The sequence below is a fragment of the Candidatus Accumulibacter aalborgensis genome (genome assembly GCF_900089955.1).
GTDB lineage: Bacteria > Pseudomonadota > Gammaproteobacteria > Burkholderiales > Rhodocyclaceae > Accumulibacter > Accumulibacter aalborgensis.
Genome location: NZ_FLQX01000129.1, coordinates 1 through 17,202, shown reverse-complemented (window position 1 = coordinate 17,202; position 17,202 = coordinate 1). Strand labels below are relative to the sequence as shown.

The window sequence follows — 17,202 nt, the reverse complement described above, 5'->3', positions numbered from 1 at the left end:
AAGCCGGCCGGCGTCGCCAACCGTGAGCCTGCTGGCACTATTGCCCACACCACGGCGCCACCCCGTTGGCGCCCATCAGTGCTTGCCGCTGGTAGGCGGTGCGAACGATACCGCTGGTGGCGTCGAACAGTACGTCGAAGCGCGCGAGCTGATTCCAGCTGTCGCAGAACTGCCACTCCGAGACCAGTTCGTCGCGTGCCTTGAAATACTCCGTCCACTGGGGAACTGACGGGCCAAGCAGACGCAGCACCGAATCCTGGTTCATCCCCGCCTGAACGCGAGCAAAGTGCTCCATGTTCAGCACGGGTTCTATGCGCTGCAGCCGTCCATCCGGCGTAATGAAGGCCATGAATGTCTGCGTACCCGCCGGCCCTCTCGGGTAGGCGAGCTGTTCACTGCCATCGGAATCCTGCCAACTCAAGGCCGGCTTGCCCATCGTCTCGATCACCTCAGCCACGGTCGCCACGCCTGGCTTCAGGCCGTAGCCACTGTAGCTCGCACAAGCCGACAGCAGCCATGCTGCACCGACACAAATCAGCAGGAGTGGCCAAGGCAATCGGTTCGCATTCATTGCTACCTCCGTGATCTGAGCATGGCCGACAAGGGCGACAACCGGTGTCCCTGTGAGCGAGCTTGCCCAAAGAAGTTCCAGGATGTATATTAGAGTTTTCTTATTATGCGAGCCAGTCTATCATGAGCAAGTCCTTCACCACCATTACGCACGATGTTTCGCAGGCGCTCGGCTCCTTGCGCCATGACATTCCCGAAACGATGCAGGGTTTCAACGCGATGGCCAAGGCGGCACTCGCACCGGGCGTACTCTCAGTGCTCGACAAGGAGCTGATCGCCCTGGCCATCGGCATTGCCAGCCGCTGTGATGCCTGCGTCGGTTTTCATGTCAAGGCCCTGATTCGCCTGGGCGTCAGCCGTGCTCAATTGATGGAAACGCTGGCCGTGTGCACCTACATGGGCGGCGGCCCGTCGCTGATGTACGCCGCCGAAGCAGTCCGTGCCTATGAGGAGTTCAGCGCCGCCAGGCCAGCGAAGCCCGCCGCCTGAGCAGCAGCAGGGGATCGCCCGGCACGCCGCTCGACTGGCGGGGCGCGCGCCCGTCAGACCGGCTCGACGAGACCTTCAAGCAGCTTCTGCAACTCGCCGTCCTCGTACATCTCGCGCATGATGTCACAGCCACCGATGAACTCGCCGCGCACGTAGAGCTGAGGAATCGTCGGCCAGTTCGCATACTCCTTGATGCCGTTGCGAATTTCCGGATTTTCCAGCACGTTGACGCTGAGAAAGGTCGACACGCCACAGGCCTTGAGGATCTGCACCGTGGTCGCCGAGAAACCACATTGCGGAAACTGTGGCGTGCCCTTCATGTAGAGCACCACCGGGTTGCTGGTGACCTGTTCCTTGATCAGTTGCTGGGCATCCATGAGAAAACCTCGTCTTACCAATAGTTGAGAAAATCCATCAAGCAATAGTGTACCTGCTGCTTGCACCCATCGTCAACGCCGAGCCATGCCTTGGCCACCGCACTCAACGGGCTGGCCTTGCGGTGAGTTTGTTCGACAGGAGTGTCGCCCCGGCCGGCGGATGAGCATCAACCGCGGCGACCCCACCACAAACGCTTGGTAGTTGGCCCCGACCCGCCACAGCAGCGAAGCGCGAAGCCAGGGTAGAATTCGACCAACGGTACCCTGGACAGGGCATTCGCATATACCGTTCCAGTTTCGCGACGCGGCTTCTCAGGACATCGGGGGCAGGTTCGCAATTGACAATGATTGATGGGGCTACCTATACTCTCAATCAGGTATCTGGCGATGTGCAAGACACTTTTTGCAGGAGTGTATTTCCGAAAGCAGTGAATTTCATGGTCGAATATTCCTAAAACACAGGAGGACTGAATGAAGAAGAGAACGAACTACTACCAAGAGTTATTGGCTGATTATTCAAAGCCCGAACCTGTAGCGCCCGAGCTGGCAAGAACTCTGATTAAATCGGCCGAAAAATTCATTGGACTCAAGGAAAAAACGCTGCCGGAAATAGGCCCTGACTACACGGCCGAGCAGATCGAAAATGAAAACAAGGAATGGTGGCCGACTCATTGCGAGGCCTTGAGACAGGCGCGGGGTGACCTCCTTACAGGTGAGTACCGCGACGATATCGTCTATTTTTGCCAGGATGGGCCTTACTATGGACTGGAGGAGCAAAAGTCGCGCGAAAAGCATTGGTGGGCGCTCATCGCTCAACCTGGCGTAGTCATGTGCTGGCCTATCGTGATGTTCCACAGTGAGTTCGTGTGGTTCGAGTGGAGCTGTCTCGATGTGGAAACCCACGAAGTGACTGCCAAAGGAAGCGTCGCCTGGGCGCGTCGTGGCCATCGCGGGGGATGTCATTTCAAGGGAGAGCAGCTCACCTTCTACCGCGATGTCTTTGCCTCCCCCGAGTTGCTGGATCGACTCAACACTGCGAATTGAGAGTCTCATGAGACGGGAAGTGGAAGAGGTTATCTTGTTCCTGGCCGTCCATGCCAGATTCAACAAGGTCGTCGCTTGCTTTGGCGTTCTCAATGAAATTGCACCACCAGCTGCCTCATAGAATTGCTCCGCGGCGACCGCCGCCCACGGCAAACATCGGTCTTCCATGACTGTGTTCAACTCTACGCAAGGAATCGCGCCATGACTGAAAACTCTACCCCCCCACCACTGCGCGGCATCGTTGGCGAACCGCGCAAGGGCAAGATCGGCGTCTTGATTGAAGAACACTTCGACATGACGGAGTATCGCCTGTTCAACGAGTTGTTCCCCAAGCACGGATACCAGGTGGTTTATCTCTCGCACCTGTGGGGCAATGCCAGCCTCACTTTCGGTGCCAATCCAGACAACGGGTGGGTCGAGGAACATGTGCTGGTCGAAACCGAAATCGACTCCGTCAAGCCAGCTGATTTCAAGGGCATAATCATCATCGGGGCCTACGCCAGCGACCGCCTGCGCTACCAGGTCGCTCCCCGCAAGGGTGAACCGAACCAAGCCCCAGCGGTGGTCTTCATGCGCCAGGCGCTTGCCACTCGCGAATTGAAGGTCGGTACGATCTGCCACAGCTTGTGGTTGCTGTGCGCCGACCGCGCCCTCCTGCAAGGGCGTCGGGTCACTTGCGCGCACAACATCATTTGTGACGTCGAGAATGCCGGCGCGGAAGTCGTCTATGGTCCCGAAGGCACCGTCGATCTGGTCGTTGATGGCAACCTGATCACCGGCAAGCACCCGGGAACAACCGAGCAGTTCATCACCACCTTCCTGAGCGAAATCGAGAAAGGGAATTAGCCCAGCTCTGGCGGCTCAATCTCGCGCCCTTTCTCGTGCGCGCCGCTGCCGGGACCACTCCTCCCCCTGCGCGGCTCACCCCGTCGGTTTTGTCGTGGAAAGTGATGGATGCCGCTGCCAATCTCTGTCGTCGAGAACTACAACCAGTATTTTGCCAGCGGGCTGTACGACAAGAGATACCCACAGCCAAACCCGTCGACCTTCGCCACCGTTGTTCGCGAGATCGGCGCGCAGGGCCATCGGGTTCTCGACGTCGGTTGCGGCAGCGGGCGTTATGCCGAAGCGCTGCTTGAGCGAACTGCGGCAACGATTGTCGCCTGCGACATCAGCCGGGAAGCCATTGACGAGTTGACCATTCGCTGCTCCCGGCATGTCGCTTGCGGCCGCTTGCGGCCGGTGCTTGGCGATCTTTCGGTGGTAGCCAAGAGCGTTGGCCGGGACGAGAGGTTCGATCTGGCGATCATGCTGTTTGGTGTCCTCGGTCACATTTATTCCCGCACGTTGCGCCGCGAGACGCTCGCCGCCATCCGCGAACTGCTGCGACCGGGAGGGCGGATCGTCGTTACGGTGCCTAACGCCGCGCGACGTTTTTCGAGCCAGCAGGCGGCTGCCCAACGGCTGGTACAGGCGGGACATCTGGAAACGGGCGACATCCTTTACGAACGGACGACCAATCAAATAGTAGTAGAAATGTACTACCACCTGTACACCCTCGAAGAGTTCGTCCATGACCTTGAACAACAGGGATTCCGCCTGATCCACCTCGGTGCCGAGAGCTTTCTGCCGGAGAGCGGCATCGTCAGGTCGGCCTTGCTGCGCGGTGTGGACCGACTGCTGGCGGCGTTCGTACCACTGCGCCACGCTTACGGTTTTCTTGCCGTGGCCGAGGTGCCAAGCCAGGCCGACAATACCGCTCGCGGCCGAGCGGAACAAGACGGGCGATGAGCCGTGTGAAATTCTGTACCGCCTGCCTGCTGGCGTTGATGGCCATCTTTGCTGGCCGGGAAGCGTTTGCCGACCGGCTCGATCTGATCCAGAAGCGCGGAATCCTGATCGCCGGCGTCAAATCCGACTATCCGCCATTCGGCATGCTGGACGGCAATGCCCGCTTGATCGGCTTCGAGCCCGATCTTGCTGCCGAAATCGCGCGCCGCCTGGGCGTCCGCTTGCAGTTGGTCGCGGTGAGTTCCACCAACCGGTTGCAAAAGCTCGACGAGGGCGCCATTGACCTGGTCGTCGCCACCCTCGCCGACACCCCGCAGCGCCGACAGATTGCCACCCTGGTCGAGCCAAGCTACTACGCCAGTGGCGCAACGGTAGTGACGTCCCCCCATAGCCGCCTGTCGAGTTGGGCGGACCTGCGCGGCAAGAAAGTGTGTGCCACCCAGGGCGCCTACTTCAATCGCGCGATGGCCCAACGCTTCCTGCTCGATCTGCAGGTTTTCAACGGCACGCGCGACACCGGCTTGGCCCTGCGAGACGGGCGCTGCGTGGCCTGGCTTTACGATGACACGGGCATCGTTGGTGTTCTGGGCGATCCGGAATGGGCCCGCTTCGAGACGCCGCTGCCTTCGATGATGGTCTCGCCATGGGCCATCGCCCTGGCCTCCACGGAACAGGGATCGCGATTCGAGCACGCGGTCTCCGAAGCGATTGCCGACTGGCACCGTAGTGGGTGGCTGATCGAAAGCGAGCAGCGCTGGGGAATCAAGCCAAACCACTTCCTGACCGACATGCGCGAACTTTGGACGCGGCTTCAGCCCGACGGAAGCCCTCTCTGCGCGCGACAGAGCAACGACAAATGGCCTGTTGAGTGCCGTAACAAGTTCCTTCTAAGCTCCGCCGACGTCGACGGAATGCAGCGCTTCGGCCTGCTGCTCAAGGAACAAGCGGGATTGGACCTGGCAATCATCCACGACGCCTATGATCGCCAACTCTTCCTGCACGGCCTCTGGGTCACGCTGCAGTTGATGGTCGCATGCATTGCCGGCAGCCTTGCCGTAGGCTGCCTTGGTGCGCTGGTGGCCGAGTCGGGCATCCCCTTATTGAGCGGCTTGGTTCGAATTTCCGCCGCTCTCGGCCGGATGACGCCGCCGCTCTTGCTGATCTACCTGGTTTTCTTCGGCATCGGGCGCATCATCGTCAGCCGTTTCGGCTGGACTTTCGACGGCGCCGCGATCGCCATCTTCTGCCTGTCGACCTATACCGGCTGCGCCATCGTTTCCGCCCTGCTCGATGCGGTCGCCGTACTCAAGGAGCAGGAAGCCGGTTTTTCCCTGCGCCGGCGCAACCTGTCGCAAGCGCTTCGCCTCGCTTATGCCCCGGTGGTCGCTTCGCTGGTCAACGTCGTCAAGGCGACGGCCATGGCCAGCGTGATTGGGGTACCGGAACTTGTCTCGGCCGCCACCGCCATCGTCGCCGAACAGGGCAACCCCGCGGTGATGATGAACGTTCTGATGATCACCTACTTCCTGCTGGTGATGGCCATCGTGCAGATCTTCAACTTTCTCGAGCGGAGGATGCTACAGAGTGGCAACCGCTGAGATCGTCGCCATGCTGCTGACCTGGACGCCGTTCCTGGCGCTCGGCTTCGCGTGGAACATCCTGATCTCGCTGGTCGCGATGGCCATTGGCACCGTGCTCGGCGCGGTCCTGGCACGGCTGCGCCTGTCCAGTCGGAAGCCCCTGGCGCACGCCAGCCTGGTGGTCACCGAACTGACGCGCAATATCCCGACCTTTGTCTTCCTGTTCTACCTGGCGTTCCTGATTCCGGCGGAGCTCGAAGTGGCGGGCAATCTCTACGCCGTTCCCGCCTGGCTCAAAGCGTCGCTGGCGCTCTCGGTGGCGGTGATCGGTTTCGTCTCCGACAACCTGCTGGTCGCGCTGCGCCATCAGCAAAGCCGGAATCATGCGGCAGCGCTGCTCTTCATCCCGAGCTGGACGTCTTACCTGGTGACTATCGTCATGGCATCAAGCACCGCTTCGGTGATCGGCGTGGGTGAGATCGTGTCACGCTGCAACATCGTCATCGCCGCGGTGGGCGGCGATGAAACGATGTTGTGGGTATACACTTACGCCATCAGCTACTTTCTGCTGTTCTGCTTCCCGCTGAACTGGGCAATGGGCTACGCGAGGCGGCGCCTGCTGGCGCGCATCGGCACCGCGACGCCGTAAACGGCGGGCGACTTGTGGGGAAAACATTGAAACAGACTAGCGCAATTCTTCGCCGTTGCCTGCCAGGCCTGACGGCTGCAGCGCTGCTCGCTTTCGCCGCGCCGGACCCGGTATGGGCCGAGTCGACGATCGAGCGCATCGGGAACACCGGCGTCCTCAACGCCGGAACCCGCGCGGATGCCATGCCATTTGGTTACCGCGCCAAGGTCGCGGGAGAAAGGGATGAACGACTGGTCGGGTTCTCGGTCGACCTGATCGAACTTCTTCGCCAGAAGCTGGCGAAGAAGTTCGATCGCGAAATTGAAACGAGGCTGCGCGTGACCACGGCGCACGATCGCCTGAACTTGGTCGCCAGTCACGCCATCGACATCGAATGCGGCATCACCACGCCCACCTGGGAACGTCAGAAAGTGGTGGATTTCTCGATCCCGTTCTTCGGCAACGGCACCCGCATCATGCTCCTGCGCACGACGGCCAAGGGCTTCGCCGATCTGCGCGGCAAACGCATCGGCGTCGGCGCCGGCACGACGACCGCCGGCATTCTCAAACAGCACGTGCCGGATGCAGTGATCGTCGAGGTCCCCGACATGGACACCGGCTTCAGGATGTTCGCACGCGGAGAACTCGACGGGCTATCCAATGTCGGGATCGTGTTGCGGGCCATCGTCGAGAAGAGTCCTCTCAAGAGCAAGGTCGTCCTGCTGCCGCGGACAGAGGAGCTATCCTATGAATCGATGGCCTGCAGCCTGCCTCAGAACGACTCTGAATGGCGCGCTTTCGTCAACGAGGTATTCGCCGGACTCCTCGAAGGCATCGACCAGTACCGTGGTGGCTATTTCGACATCTACGACAAATGGTTCGGGCCACGCGGGGTCATCTATTTCCCGCTGGACTATACCATCGCACAGCGCCTGTCCGCTTCGATCATCTGGCTGAAATAGGGTCGTCGCCATGACTCTGCGCCAGCGGCTCTTCCTCCTCGTCACGACGCTCATCGCCATCGGTCTGCCAAGCACCGCCGGGGTGTTCGCCTATGTGTCCTGGCAGTCGGTTCTGGAACGTACCGATCGGGAGGGAACTCTGATTGCCCAGACGCTTGCCCAGTCCGTCACTTTCATCCAGCAAGTGCCAGCGGTCGTTGAGCAGATCGTCGACAAGAACGTACGCACCCAGGCAGATATTGTTGCCGAACTGACGTACCTGGCGCGCCAGAAAAAGGCCTCGGCGACGGATATCAACCGAGCTCTGCGAACCCTCGCCGCGCGCAATGGCATCCCGGAAATCTGGGTGACCGACGTCAACGGCAGCCCGCTCTACTGGTCGCTCGACGATATCGACGCGACCGTCGCCGTTGACTCCGGCTTCACGCTGCAGCCGGCCTTCAAGCCGCTACTGGACGGTGACCAGTTTAGCGTGTCCACTGACCTTCAGCACCGCGATCTTGACCATCGGGAGTTGTACTACGGCGCGGTTACGATGCCGGACCGGAGCGGCGGCATGGCCCTGATCGCCCGTCTCCCGAACCGAGCCAACAAGATCATCCGCGGTGTCGGCCTCAAACGGATGTTGGACACCGTTCTGTCGGCGGCGCTGATTGACACCATCTGGATATTCGACGAAAACCTCCATCCCTTGGCTGTCTCTTCGGTCGCCAGCTTCGACACGAGTGCCACACTGAGCGATACCGAGCGCAGCTTCGTGGAAACAGTGATCAGGAATAGCGCGCCCGCCTCGCATCTTGATAACAAGGTCCCCTTCCAGCACGCTCTGCTCTACGTTGCGGCGCCCATTTTTGGCGCAGACGGGTTGCCGAATGGGGCCGCGCTGATGCGCCTGCCGGTCGACATGAAGGCGGAGCTCAATTCACTGCTGACGGTCGGCGGCGGGATTACTGTGTTGTTGCTGGTCCTGGGAATGGCCCTGGCCCTACCCTTTCTCGACCGCATCGTCCGGCCGCTGGCGCGCCTTGCCGTGCAGACCCGTCGTCTGGTGGAACACAACTTCGATCCCGATGAGGAGATGCATGCGGAACTGCTCAAGGTGTCGGAAAACCGCAACGATGAAGTCGGTTATCTGGGCAACGCACTGTACTCGATGGTCACCACGCTCAAGACGTATATCGCGGACCTCAAGGCCACAACGGCTGCCAAGGAGCGGATCGAGGGCGAGATGTCAGCGGCACGCAATATCCAGATGGGTATGCTGCCGCACGCCGTCGAGTTGCCGACCGACGCAGGCTTCGACCTGCATGCGGTGCTGGAACCTGCCAAGGCCGTAGGCGGCGACCTGTTCGACTTTTTCCTGCTCGACGAGCGCCGGCTGTTCTTCCTGATCGGCGACGTATCCGACAAGGGTGTGCCGGCCGCGCTGTTCATGGCGGTGACCAAGACGCTGTTCTCAGTGGAGGCGAAGCGCGACTCCACCTCGGTCAGCGGCATCATGGCGCGGGTCAACCGTACCCTCTGCGAGAACAATCCGGAAGGCATGTTTGTGACCGTCTTCGCCGGTATTCTCGACCTGTGCAGCGGCGAGATCAGATGCAGTGACGGCGGCCATGAACTGCCTTTCGCCCTGCGACGCGGCCACGGCGTGGAAATGATCGAGAAGAAAAAGGGGGGACTGGTACTCGGCTTCGTCGCCGAGTCCGTTTACCGGGATGATGTCATCCGCTTGCTGCCTGGCGAAGGACTGGTGATCTACACCGACGGGGTGACCGAAGCGATGAACAGCGAGCACGAGCTATTCAAGGCGACACGTCTCGGCGACACCCTGGGCGCGATCTCAGCGGAATGTTCTGCGCGAACGATCATCGAAAGCGTCATGAACGCCGTCAGGGCTTTCGTTGGCGGTCATCCGCAGAGCGATGACATTACCCTGCTGGCGCTACGCTGGCATGGTCCCGCCGGCGCCGAGTCTCCTTCGACCCACCAAGACGCAGCGCGCGACGCTGACCACGGGGCAAGCACAGGCTGGGTTCCGGGGATGCGTGATGAGCCGAACGCCTGACATAGCCCTCTACGCGCTTTCCGTCAGCCCGGAAAGATCGATGATGCGCGGCGGATGTCCGATCTGCTCGAGAAATCTGACCAGATCGAGTGTGGCGATCGTTGTCGTGCGGTCATTCCTCAGCGGGTGGCAGTTAATGAGCTCGCTGGCCAGCACGCGTTGCTCGATCACCACGCAGACCCGCCCATGCACGTCGTTGACCGCCGCGAAAGGCGAGACGGCTCCCGGAACGACTCCGAGGAGACGACTCAGTTCGTCCATACTGGCAAATGAGAAACGCGGCGCCTGCAAAACGCTTGCCGCGACTCGCAGATCGATCCGTGTCTGCTCCAGCGCCACCAGCAGCCAGTACCCGCCCCTTCTGTCTTTCAGAAACAGGCTCTTGGCGTGCGCCCCGGGCAGATCGCCGCGCAGGCGCCTACTGTCGTCAATCGTGCGCAGCGACGGATGCTCGACCGTCGCGCTGGCAATCCCGAATTCTTCGAGCATCGTCATCAGTGGCTGGCTTTCGTCGAGCGGCATTGCGAGTCCTCACCCATGCGTTTGGTCACCGGCAGGCAAGCTGCCGCGGAGCGAATAAGTCATCATTTATCGATTTACTCAGGCACGGCAAGCCATTGGCAAAAAGCAGTTGACCGTACCTTAAATTAGCAGCTAAGGTAACACCACCGTTCAGACTGAACAAACAATTTCCAAGATCCCGAGGAGCCGTCATGAAGACGCCAGCGTATTCCTATTCAGATACCATTGCCGGTTACGTCACTCACTTTGATCGCACCGCCCGCAGCTTTGATCTCAAAACCAGTAACGGCAGCGAGTTTCGTGCCTACTTGACGTCAAACACTTACGCACGCATCGCCGAGAACCTCGAGGACTCCTACCAGGATTGCACCTCGCGAATTGCAGAAATGCTACAACCGGGCCAGCAGGTTTTCGCTTACTGCATCTTTTATCCGCAGGCGGGCGAATTGCGCGCCGAGGTCAAGTCGATGGTCTTCCCCGGTGAGGGACCCGGTGTTTACCGCCACGAGGAACCGGAATGGTGGATCAAGCAGATCCGCTCCATCGCCAACAGTTACCTGCGCTGGCAATTCAACTACCCCGGCCAGTCGATCGACTATCGCAATTACCGCACCATCCTGCACTTGGCCGGTGGCAAGAAAGGCGATTACCTGCAGGAAACCGATACCATTTCCCGTATGGTTTACGGCATGGCTTCGGCCTACATGCTCACCGGCGAGGAGAGTTTTCTCGAGGCCGCCGAAAAAGGGACGGAATACCTGCGTGCGCACATGCGCTTCATGGACCCGGACGAGGATCTGATTTACTGGTACCACGGAATCCAGGTTGCCAACGACCGCGAGCACAAGTTGCTGACTTCGGAATTCGGCGACGACTTCGATTCGTTGCCCATGTACGAGCAGATCTACGCGCTCGCCGGACCGACCCAGACCTATCGCATTACCGGCGACCGGCGCATTCTGTACGATATCGAAAAAACAATCGATCTGTTCGACAAGTACTACAAGGATAATGAGCAAGGCGGCTACTTCTCGCACATCGATCCGATCGGACTGGATCCCCGCTCGCCGCTGCTGGACAAAGGCAACAACCGCGCGCGAAAAAACTGGAATTCGGTCGGCGATCACGCTCCCGCCTACCTGATCAACCTCTGGCTAGCCACTGGCGACGACAAGTACGCCGATTTCCTGGTTGACACCGCAGACACCATCGTCAAGCACTTTCCGGACTACGACCATTCTCCGTTTGTCCAGGAGCGTTTCCATGAAGACTGGAGCCACGATAGTGCCTGGAACTGGCAGCAGGACCGCGCGGTGGTTGGCCACAATCTCAAGATTGCCTGGAATCTCATGCGCATCCACAGCATGCGTCCGAATGACCATTACGTGGCGCTGGCCGAGAAGATCGCCCACCTGATGCCCGATGCCGGTTCGGACCAGGTCCGCGGTGGCTGGTACGATGTGGTCGAGCGGGTGATCGCCCCGGGTGAGGAGGCGCACCGATTTGTCTGGCATGATCGCAAGGCCTGGTGGCAGCAGGAGCAGGCGATCCTCGCCTACCTGATTCTGCAGGGTTGCCTGAGCCAGGCCGATTACCAGAAACACGGCCGCGAAGCAGCCGCCTTCTACAACGCATTCTTCCTCGATCACGACGATGGTGGTGTCTATTTCAACGTGCTGGCCAACGGGCTGCCCTATCTGCTAGGCAACGAACGGCTCAAGGGCAGCCACTCGATGAGCGCTTATCACTCCACCGAGTTGTGTTACCTGTCGGCGACCTATATCAACCTGCTGATCAACAAGCAACCGATGTGCCTGTACTTCAAGCCGCTGCCGGACGGTTTCCCTGACCGGATCCTGCGCGTAGCGCCGGACATTCTGCCGAAAGGGAGCATCCGACTCACCGCCGTCGAGATCGACGGACGGCCCTACACTTCCTTCGACGCTGACGCCCTCTCGGTGCAGCTACCCGATTCCCGCCAGAGCGTGCGGGTCAAGGTTACCCTGACGCCTGTCGAATAGCCGCGCGTCAATCTCAGGGAAGGATTCAAGCAGATGTCGATCGAGGTTAAAGCCTTTCCCCGCGACGGGATGACGGTCGTCGCCGTGGCGGGCGAGATAGACGGTAGTTCCGCGCCCAGTTTGCAGAGCAAGATCCTGCCGCTCCTGCAGGAGGACGGTTCGGTGATGATCCTGGATCTCGGCGCGGTCACTTACCTGTCGAGCGCAGGTCTGCGGACGCTGCTCCTGCTCTACCGTCAGGCGGCGGCGCACAATGGCCGTGTCGCTCTCGCAGGACTCCCGGAATCGATCCGGGACACCATGGAGATTACCGGCTTTCTGAAGTTTTTCACCGTGGCGAACAGCGTCGACGAGGCCGTGACGGCCCTCAAGCAGGTGTGACATGGATACGCGCATTGATTTCTATCCGACTCACCAGCAGGGGGCTTACAGATTTCGTCCCGGGCATGTCTTTCCCTTCGGCACCACCCTGGTACCGGGTGGCGTCAACTTCGCCATCACTTCCCGCCATGCGACCTCGTGCACGCTGGTGCTCTTCGAGAAAGGGGCGCCGGAGCCACTGGTGGAGATCCCCTTTCCGCAATCCTTCCGCATTGGCAACGCCTGGTGCATGGTGGTCTTCGATCTCGATTACGAGCGCATCGAGTATGGCTACCGCATGGACGGCCCCTGGGATCCAGCGGCTGGGCACCGCTTCGACCCTGCCAAGATTCTGCTCGACCCCTACGCCAAAGCGATCGGCGGACGAACTGCCTGGGGCAAGCCGCCCGACTGGAGCGACCAGTACCCCCACCGTGGCCGACTGATTTTCGATGATTTCGATTGGGAGGAAGATCGCCCCCTGGAAACACCCCTCGCCGACCTGGTGATCTACGAACTGCATACCCGCAGCTTCACTGCCCACCCTTCGGCCGGCGTCAAGTATCCCGGCACCTATGCGGGTATCATTGCCAGGATCCCGTATCTCAAAGAACTGGGGATCAACTGCGTCGAGCTGATGCCCATCTTCGAGTTCGACGAGTTCGAAAACAGCCGTCCCAATCCGGTCACCGGCGAGACGATGTACAACTACTGGGGATACAGCACGGTCGGTTTCTTCGCTCCCAAAGCTGGCTATGCGGCCACCGGACCCTTCGGGATGGAGGTGGACGAATTCAAGAATCTGGTCAAGGAATTCCACCGCAACGGTATAGAAATCATTCTCGACGTGGTTTTCAACCACACGGCCGAAGGCAACGAGCAGGGTCCGACCCTTTCCTTCCGGGGAATCGATAACCAGACCTACTACATGCTGACTCCCGAAGGCTATTACTACAACTTCAGTGGCTGCGGCAACACGCTCAATTGCAACAACCCGGTGGTACGCAATACGGTCCTCGACTGCCTGCGCTACTGGGCTGCCGAATACCATATCGACGGCTTTCGCTTCGATCTGGCGTCGATCCTCGGCCGTGCTCCGAGCGGCGCCCCCTTGCCCAACCCACCCTTACTGGAAAGTCTGGCCTATGACCCGGTGCTCGCCAACTGCAAGCTGATCGCCGAAGCCTGGGACGCCGGAGGCCTGTATCAGGTCGGGTCGTTCCCTGCCTACGGGCGCTGGGCCGAGTGGAACGGCAAGTACCGCGACGACATCCGCCGTTTCCTGAAAGGCGACGAAGGGATGGTCCCCGTTCTCGCCGAGCGCATCCAGGGCTCGCCGGATCTCTACGGCTGGAATCAACGCGGCCCGACCGCATCGATCAACTTCATCACCTGCCATGACGGCTTCACCCTCTACGACCTGTTCGCCTACAACGACAAACACAATGAAGCCAACGGCGAGCAGAATCGCGACGGCGGCAACGATAACCATAGCTGGAATTGTGGCGTTGAGGGCGAAACCGACGATGCCGAAGTCAATGCCCTCCGCCAACGCATGATCAAGAATGCCCTGGCCATCCTGCTGATGAGCCATGGCGTTCCGATGATCCTGATGGGCGATGAGGTAGGCCGAACCCAGCGTGGCAACAACAACACCTATTGCCATGACAACGACCTGAACTGGTTCGACTGGACGCTGCTGGAACGTCACGGCAGCCTGTTCAACTTTGCTCGCCGGATGATCGCTTTGCGCAAGGCGCAGCCGCTGTTGCGCGCCCGCGAGTTCTTTGCCAGCAGTCACACCCAGGCCGACATCATCTGGCATGGCACGCAAGCCTGGAGCGCTGACTGGTCGCCGGGCTCGCGAACCCTGGCCTTCATGCTCCGTGAACGTCAGGCCGGACAAGGGGGAAATATCGACCCCGTGCTGTACATGGCGATCAACAGTTTTTGGGACGCACTCCCCTTCGAGTTACCCGAACTACCCGCCGGTTATCACTGGTACCTGTTCGCCAATACCGGCCTGCCAGCCCCCGATGACATCCATGAACCCGGACACGAAGTCCCGCTGGAGGACAATCTGCGCAGCTTCCTGGTGGGTGGACGGGCAGTAGCGATACTGATCGGGCGTCCTCGGCCGTAGACCTGACACCTGACACCTGACACCTGACACCTGACCATTTGATCAATTTTTGGAGACAGCAATAATGGCATTCAGCACAATCGTGGAAATGAATGGCCGCGAGGCATGGATCACGCTCGATGGCGAACTCGATGCTGGGGTGGCTGGGGAATTCCGTCAGGCCATCGAACAGGTCGCGCAGCACAAACCCGAAAAGCTCGTCCTCTTCGCCAGCAAGCTACAATTCATGGCCAGTGCCGGCCTGCGCGTACTGGTGTTTGCCAAGCAGCACATGGGGCGTGAGGTCAGCATCCACGTCGTCGGCGCCAGCGGCCCGGTCCTCAACACATTGCTGATGAGCGGCTTCGACCAGTCGGTGTACCTTCAGGAAAGTTACCCCTGAGCCCGGCTTGTGCCTTTCCATGGCAAGGCACACCATCCCGGCCAACCTGCCGGCGCTTTCGGCGATCCGCCAACTGGTGACGCAGGCATGCCGGGAAGCAGGTTTGGCGGCAGCAGCAGGCTATCGTCTGACCTTGGCTGTGGACGAGATCGCCACCAACATCATCATCCACGGCTACCAGGAACAAGGCTTGACCGGTGACATCGTGATATCGATCGAACGGGGCGACCAGAACCTGACCGTGATACTCGAGGATACGGGGGTCGCCTATGATCCTCGCGCTCAAGGCATGCCAAGCGCCGAAGACCTCGACAAACCACTGTCCGATCGCGAGATCGGCGGCCTGGGGATCTTTCTGGCGCTGCAGGGCGTCGATCGCTTTGACTATCAGCGCTGCGACAACGTCAACCGCAACACCCTTGCAGTCAAATGCCCCGATCCGAACAGCGTGGCGTAGAGGTCGGCCACGCGGCGTGAAAGCATTGGCGAGAACGGCTATGAAAGCGATACGCATCCACAAATACGGCGGACCTGAAGTCCTGATGGTCGAAGAAGTCCCCCGACCAGAGCCGGCCGAAGGCGAAATCCTGGTGCGCGTGCACGCGGCTGGAGTGAACCCGGTCGATTGGAAAGTCCGCGAAGGCTTTCTCGATGGTCTTCTCCACCATAAATTGCCCTTTATTCTGGGCTGGGATGTGTCTGGTGTCGTCGAGTCGGTAGGTCCACGGGTGACCTCCTTCCATCCCGGACCGGGCTTCTCTGCCGCCCGAAACGAGAAGAACCGCCGAGGATTCATTCCACGACGGTTCTCTTCTTACGTCGCCGCCACCATTGATTGCGTTCAAACAAACGAAGCGTTTACTGCACTCAATCCGGCGACATCAACACCAAGAAGCGTCACTATGTTGTTACCGCCCAGGTCGATGCTCAGGTTGTCTCCTGAAACAGTAATGTGCTGGACAAGGCTGCTCAGGTCTACGATATTGGAGTTGTTAATTCCTTTGTGAATTTGAATCTGATCGGTTGCGGCGTGAAAGTTGTAGATTGCATCACTGCCGCTGTTGCTGTCGAAAGTGAAGATATTATAAGATCTTCCTGTCGAATTATCGGCAACGCTGTTCATGATTGAATTCAAATCACTTGACTGAGCCTTGGCTGCGTTTGCTGCAATACTTGGATTAGCAGCGAGGAATTTGTCAAACTGGCCCGTCTTATGACCTCCCGCAACCAATGAATCATTGCCCAAACCACCCTCTATCACATTGATCCCTATGTCGGAGTACCCGCCTCCGATTATGATGTCATTACCCGCATTGCCTGACAACAAATAATCGCCACTATTGGATCCATCAAGCACATCGTTGCCGGCCCCTCCACGAAGGCCGTCGATATTGTTTAATTGATTTTCCAAATGCAAGTTCAATCCTTTTGCATCCGTTGCCGCCAATATCTGGCTCCACAGGAAGTCATGAAAACTGATATTCTGTGAACCATCGGCAGAAGTTCGTGCCATGGCGCTGATCACACCATCAACAGGCCCACCGGTAACATTCTTCGTTCCCGGCAAGGAAATATCCACATTGCCTGTAATCATGGTCGATGCGACATTGATGTTCAGATCAGGGTAATCGCTACCGAGAGAAGACTGGATCGCGGCTGTCAGAGCTTTGTCCATCGCATCCTGAATGGACTCATCCAAAGCCAACTCGACAATACGGATATCTGCCAGAACAGAAATCCCATTGCCAAGATTTGTACCGTAAACTGCCATTGGATAAGCTGATTGATCAGCCGCTACAATGATATAACCTGGAAAACCATCATGTACCGCCTGCATTGCTATGTCATACTGATTCAAGCCCGTGGTCGAATCAACATGACTAACAAAGCCCAATTGATCTGGAAAGGTGGACGAAAGGACAGCTAATTCGCTGTTCGATATCGCAGTCTGCAGTTTAGATACTTGCTGCGTGGTTGGATAAAAAACTTGTCCATCTCTTTGGCCAATAATATCAAGGCTTATAACTGGCATTATTGTTTCTCCTCACGTTTTGACTGCGGGTTTTTGTTGAACAGCGCCATAAAGACTTGCCAAGCTCAACGAAGATAAACATCAAGGCGATATTCGTTCGCCGCGTGGCGTAAGCCGAGCAAAAGCCAATACTCTCGCGGCCAGGCTAAGCGCTCTCGAACGAGCTCTCCAACAGTAATCGTTTAGCCCCCCGCTCGCCGGCACCGCCCCTCAATCAGGCGGCAGCCGGTAGCGGG

The 17,202-nt window shown here is 59.1% G+C and carries 17 protein-coding genes and 1 pseudogene; 14 read left to right on the top strand and 4 right to left on the bottom strand.

What is annotated here, in order from left to right; translation table 11 throughout:
- Positions 1-37: 37 nt before the first annotated feature.
- A complete protein-coding gene (locus tag ACCAA_RS14655; RefSeq protein WP_186407993.1) occupies positions 38-571 on the bottom strand; it encodes a hypothetical protein in 534 nt (177 codons plus the stop codon).
- Between the two features lie 122 nt (positions 572-693).
- Here ACCAA_RS14655 and ACCAA_RS14650 point away from each other — a divergent pair, with 122 nt between their 5' ends.
- Complete coding sequence (locus ACCAA_RS14650; protein WP_186407992.1) at positions 694-1,059, top strand: carboxymuconolactone decarboxylase family protein; 366 nt, start codon at positions 694-696, stop codon at positions 1,057-1,059.
- Between the two features lie 53 nt (positions 1,060-1,112).
- Here ACCAA_RS14650 and grxD read toward each other — a convergent pair whose 3' ends face one another.
- Positions 1,113-1,436, bottom strand: coding sequence for a Grx4 family monothiol glutaredoxin (gene grxD, locus ACCAA_RS14645; protein WP_186407991.1), 324 nt, complete (start codon positions 1,434-1,436; stop codon positions 1,113-1,115).
- A 471-nt stretch (positions 1,437-1,907) separates the two neighbouring features.
- Here grxD and ACCAA_RS14640 point away from each other — a divergent pair, with 471 nt between their 5' ends.
- The 7 genes from ACCAA_RS14640 to ACCAA_RS14610 all read left to right on the top strand — a co-directional run bounded on the left by ACCAA_RS14640 (position 1,908) and on the right by ACCAA_RS14610 (position 9,506).
- Complete coding sequence (locus tag ACCAA_RS14640; protein ID WP_186407990.1) at positions 1,908-2,480, top strand: hypothetical protein; 573 nt, start codon at positions 1,908-1,910, stop codon at positions 2,478-2,480.
- Positions 2,481-2,681: 201 nt separating this feature from the next.
- Positions 2,682-3,326, top strand: coding sequence for a DJ-1/PfpI family protein (locus ACCAA_RS14635; protein WP_186407989.1), 645 nt, complete (start codon positions 2,682-2,684; stop codon positions 3,324-3,326).
- 108 nt (positions 3,327-3,434) lie between these two features.
- A complete protein-coding gene (locus ACCAA_RS14630; protein WP_186407988.1) occupies positions 3,435-4,271 on the top strand; it encodes a class I SAM-dependent methyltransferase in 837 nt (278 codons plus the stop codon).
- Positions 4,268-5,869 (top strand): transporter substrate-binding domain-containing protein, encoded by a 1,602-nt coding sequence (locus ACCAA_RS14625; protein WP_186407987.1) that lies wholly within the window; start codon positions 4,268-4,270, stop codon positions 5,867-5,869. The genes ACCAA_RS14630 and ACCAA_RS14625 overlap by 4 nt, the downstream gene beginning before the upstream one ends.
- Positions 5,856-6,500, top strand: coding sequence for an ABC transporter permease subunit (locus ACCAA_RS14620; protein WP_186407986.1), 645 nt, complete (start codon positions 5,856-5,858; stop codon positions 6,498-6,500). Before ACCAA_RS14625 ends, ACCAA_RS14620 begins: the two co-directional genes overlap by 14 nt.
- A 26-nt stretch (positions 6,501-6,526) precedes the next feature.
- Positions 6,527-7,441, top strand: coding sequence for an amino acid ABC transporter substrate-binding protein (locus ACCAA_RS14615; protein WP_186407985.1), 915 nt, complete (start codon positions 6,527-6,529; stop codon positions 7,439-7,441).
- Positions 7,442-7,451: 10 nt separating this feature from the next.
- Complete coding sequence (locus tag ACCAA_RS14610) at positions 7,452-9,506, top strand: PP2C family protein-serine/threonine phosphatase (protein WP_186407984.1); 2,055 nt, start codon at positions 7,452-7,454, stop codon at positions 9,504-9,506.
- Between the two features lie 9 nt (positions 9,507-9,515).
- Here the strand turns inward: ACCAA_RS14610 and ACCAA_RS14605 are convergent, their stop codons facing one another.
- Positions 9,516-10,028, bottom strand: coding sequence for a prolyl-tRNA synthetase associated domain-containing protein (locus ACCAA_RS14605; RefSeq protein ID WP_186407983.1), 513 nt, complete (start codon positions 10,026-10,028; stop codon positions 9,516-9,518).
- Between the two features lie 191 nt (positions 10,029-10,219).
- Between ACCAA_RS14605 and ACCAA_RS14600 the strand changes: the two genes are divergently transcribed.
- From ACCAA_RS14600 to ACCAA_RS22140, 6 genes and pseudogenes are all read left to right on the top strand, one after another.
- On the top strand, positions 10,220-12,049 hold the full coding sequence (locus tag ACCAA_RS14600) for an AGE family epimerase/isomerase (protein WP_186407982.1): 1,830 nt from the start codon (positions 10,220-10,222) through the stop codon (positions 12,047-12,049).
- Between the two features lie 33 nt (positions 12,050-12,082).
- Positions 12,083-12,430 carry an STAS domain-containing protein gene (locus ACCAA_RS14595; protein ID WP_186407981.1) on the top strand — a complete coding sequence of 116 codons (348 nt, stop codon included), beginning with the start codon at positions 12,083-12,085 and terminating at the stop codon, positions 12,428-12,430.
- 1 nt (position 12,431) lies between these two features.
- Complete coding sequence (glgX, locus tag ACCAA_RS14590; protein WP_186407980.1) at positions 12,432-14,552, top strand: glycogen debranching protein GlgX; 2,121 nt, start codon at positions 12,432-12,434, stop codon at positions 14,550-14,552.
- Positions 14,553-14,616: 64 nt separating this feature from the next.
- The gene (locus ACCAA_RS14585; RefSeq protein ID WP_186407979.1) at positions 14,617-14,934 is read left to right on the top strand and encodes an STAS domain-containing protein; all 318 of its coding nucleotides are present in this window, start codon (positions 14,617-14,619) and stop codon (positions 14,932-14,934) included.
- 19 nt (positions 14,935-14,953) lie between these two features.
- The gene (locus ACCAA_RS14580) at positions 14,954-15,391 is read left to right on the top strand and encodes an ATP-binding protein (RefSeq protein ID WP_186407978.1); all 438 of its coding nucleotides are present in this window, start codon (positions 14,954-14,956) and stop codon (positions 15,389-15,391) included.
- Between the two features lie 40 nt (positions 15,392-15,431).
- Positions 15,432-15,671 (top strand): annotated as a pseudogene (locus ACCAA_RS22140) (alcohol dehydrogenase catalytic domain-containing protein); the annotation flags it as partial.
- 104 nt (positions 15,672-15,775) lie between these two features.
- On the opposite strand, the gene ACCAA_RS22135 reads toward ACCAA_RS22140, so the two are convergent.
- Positions 15,776-16,966 (bottom strand): calcium-binding protein, encoded by a 1,191-nt coding sequence (locus ACCAA_RS22135; protein ID WP_245754586.1) that lies wholly within the window; start codon positions 16,964-16,966, stop codon positions 15,776-15,778.
- Positions 16,967-17,202: the final 236 nt, after the last annotated feature.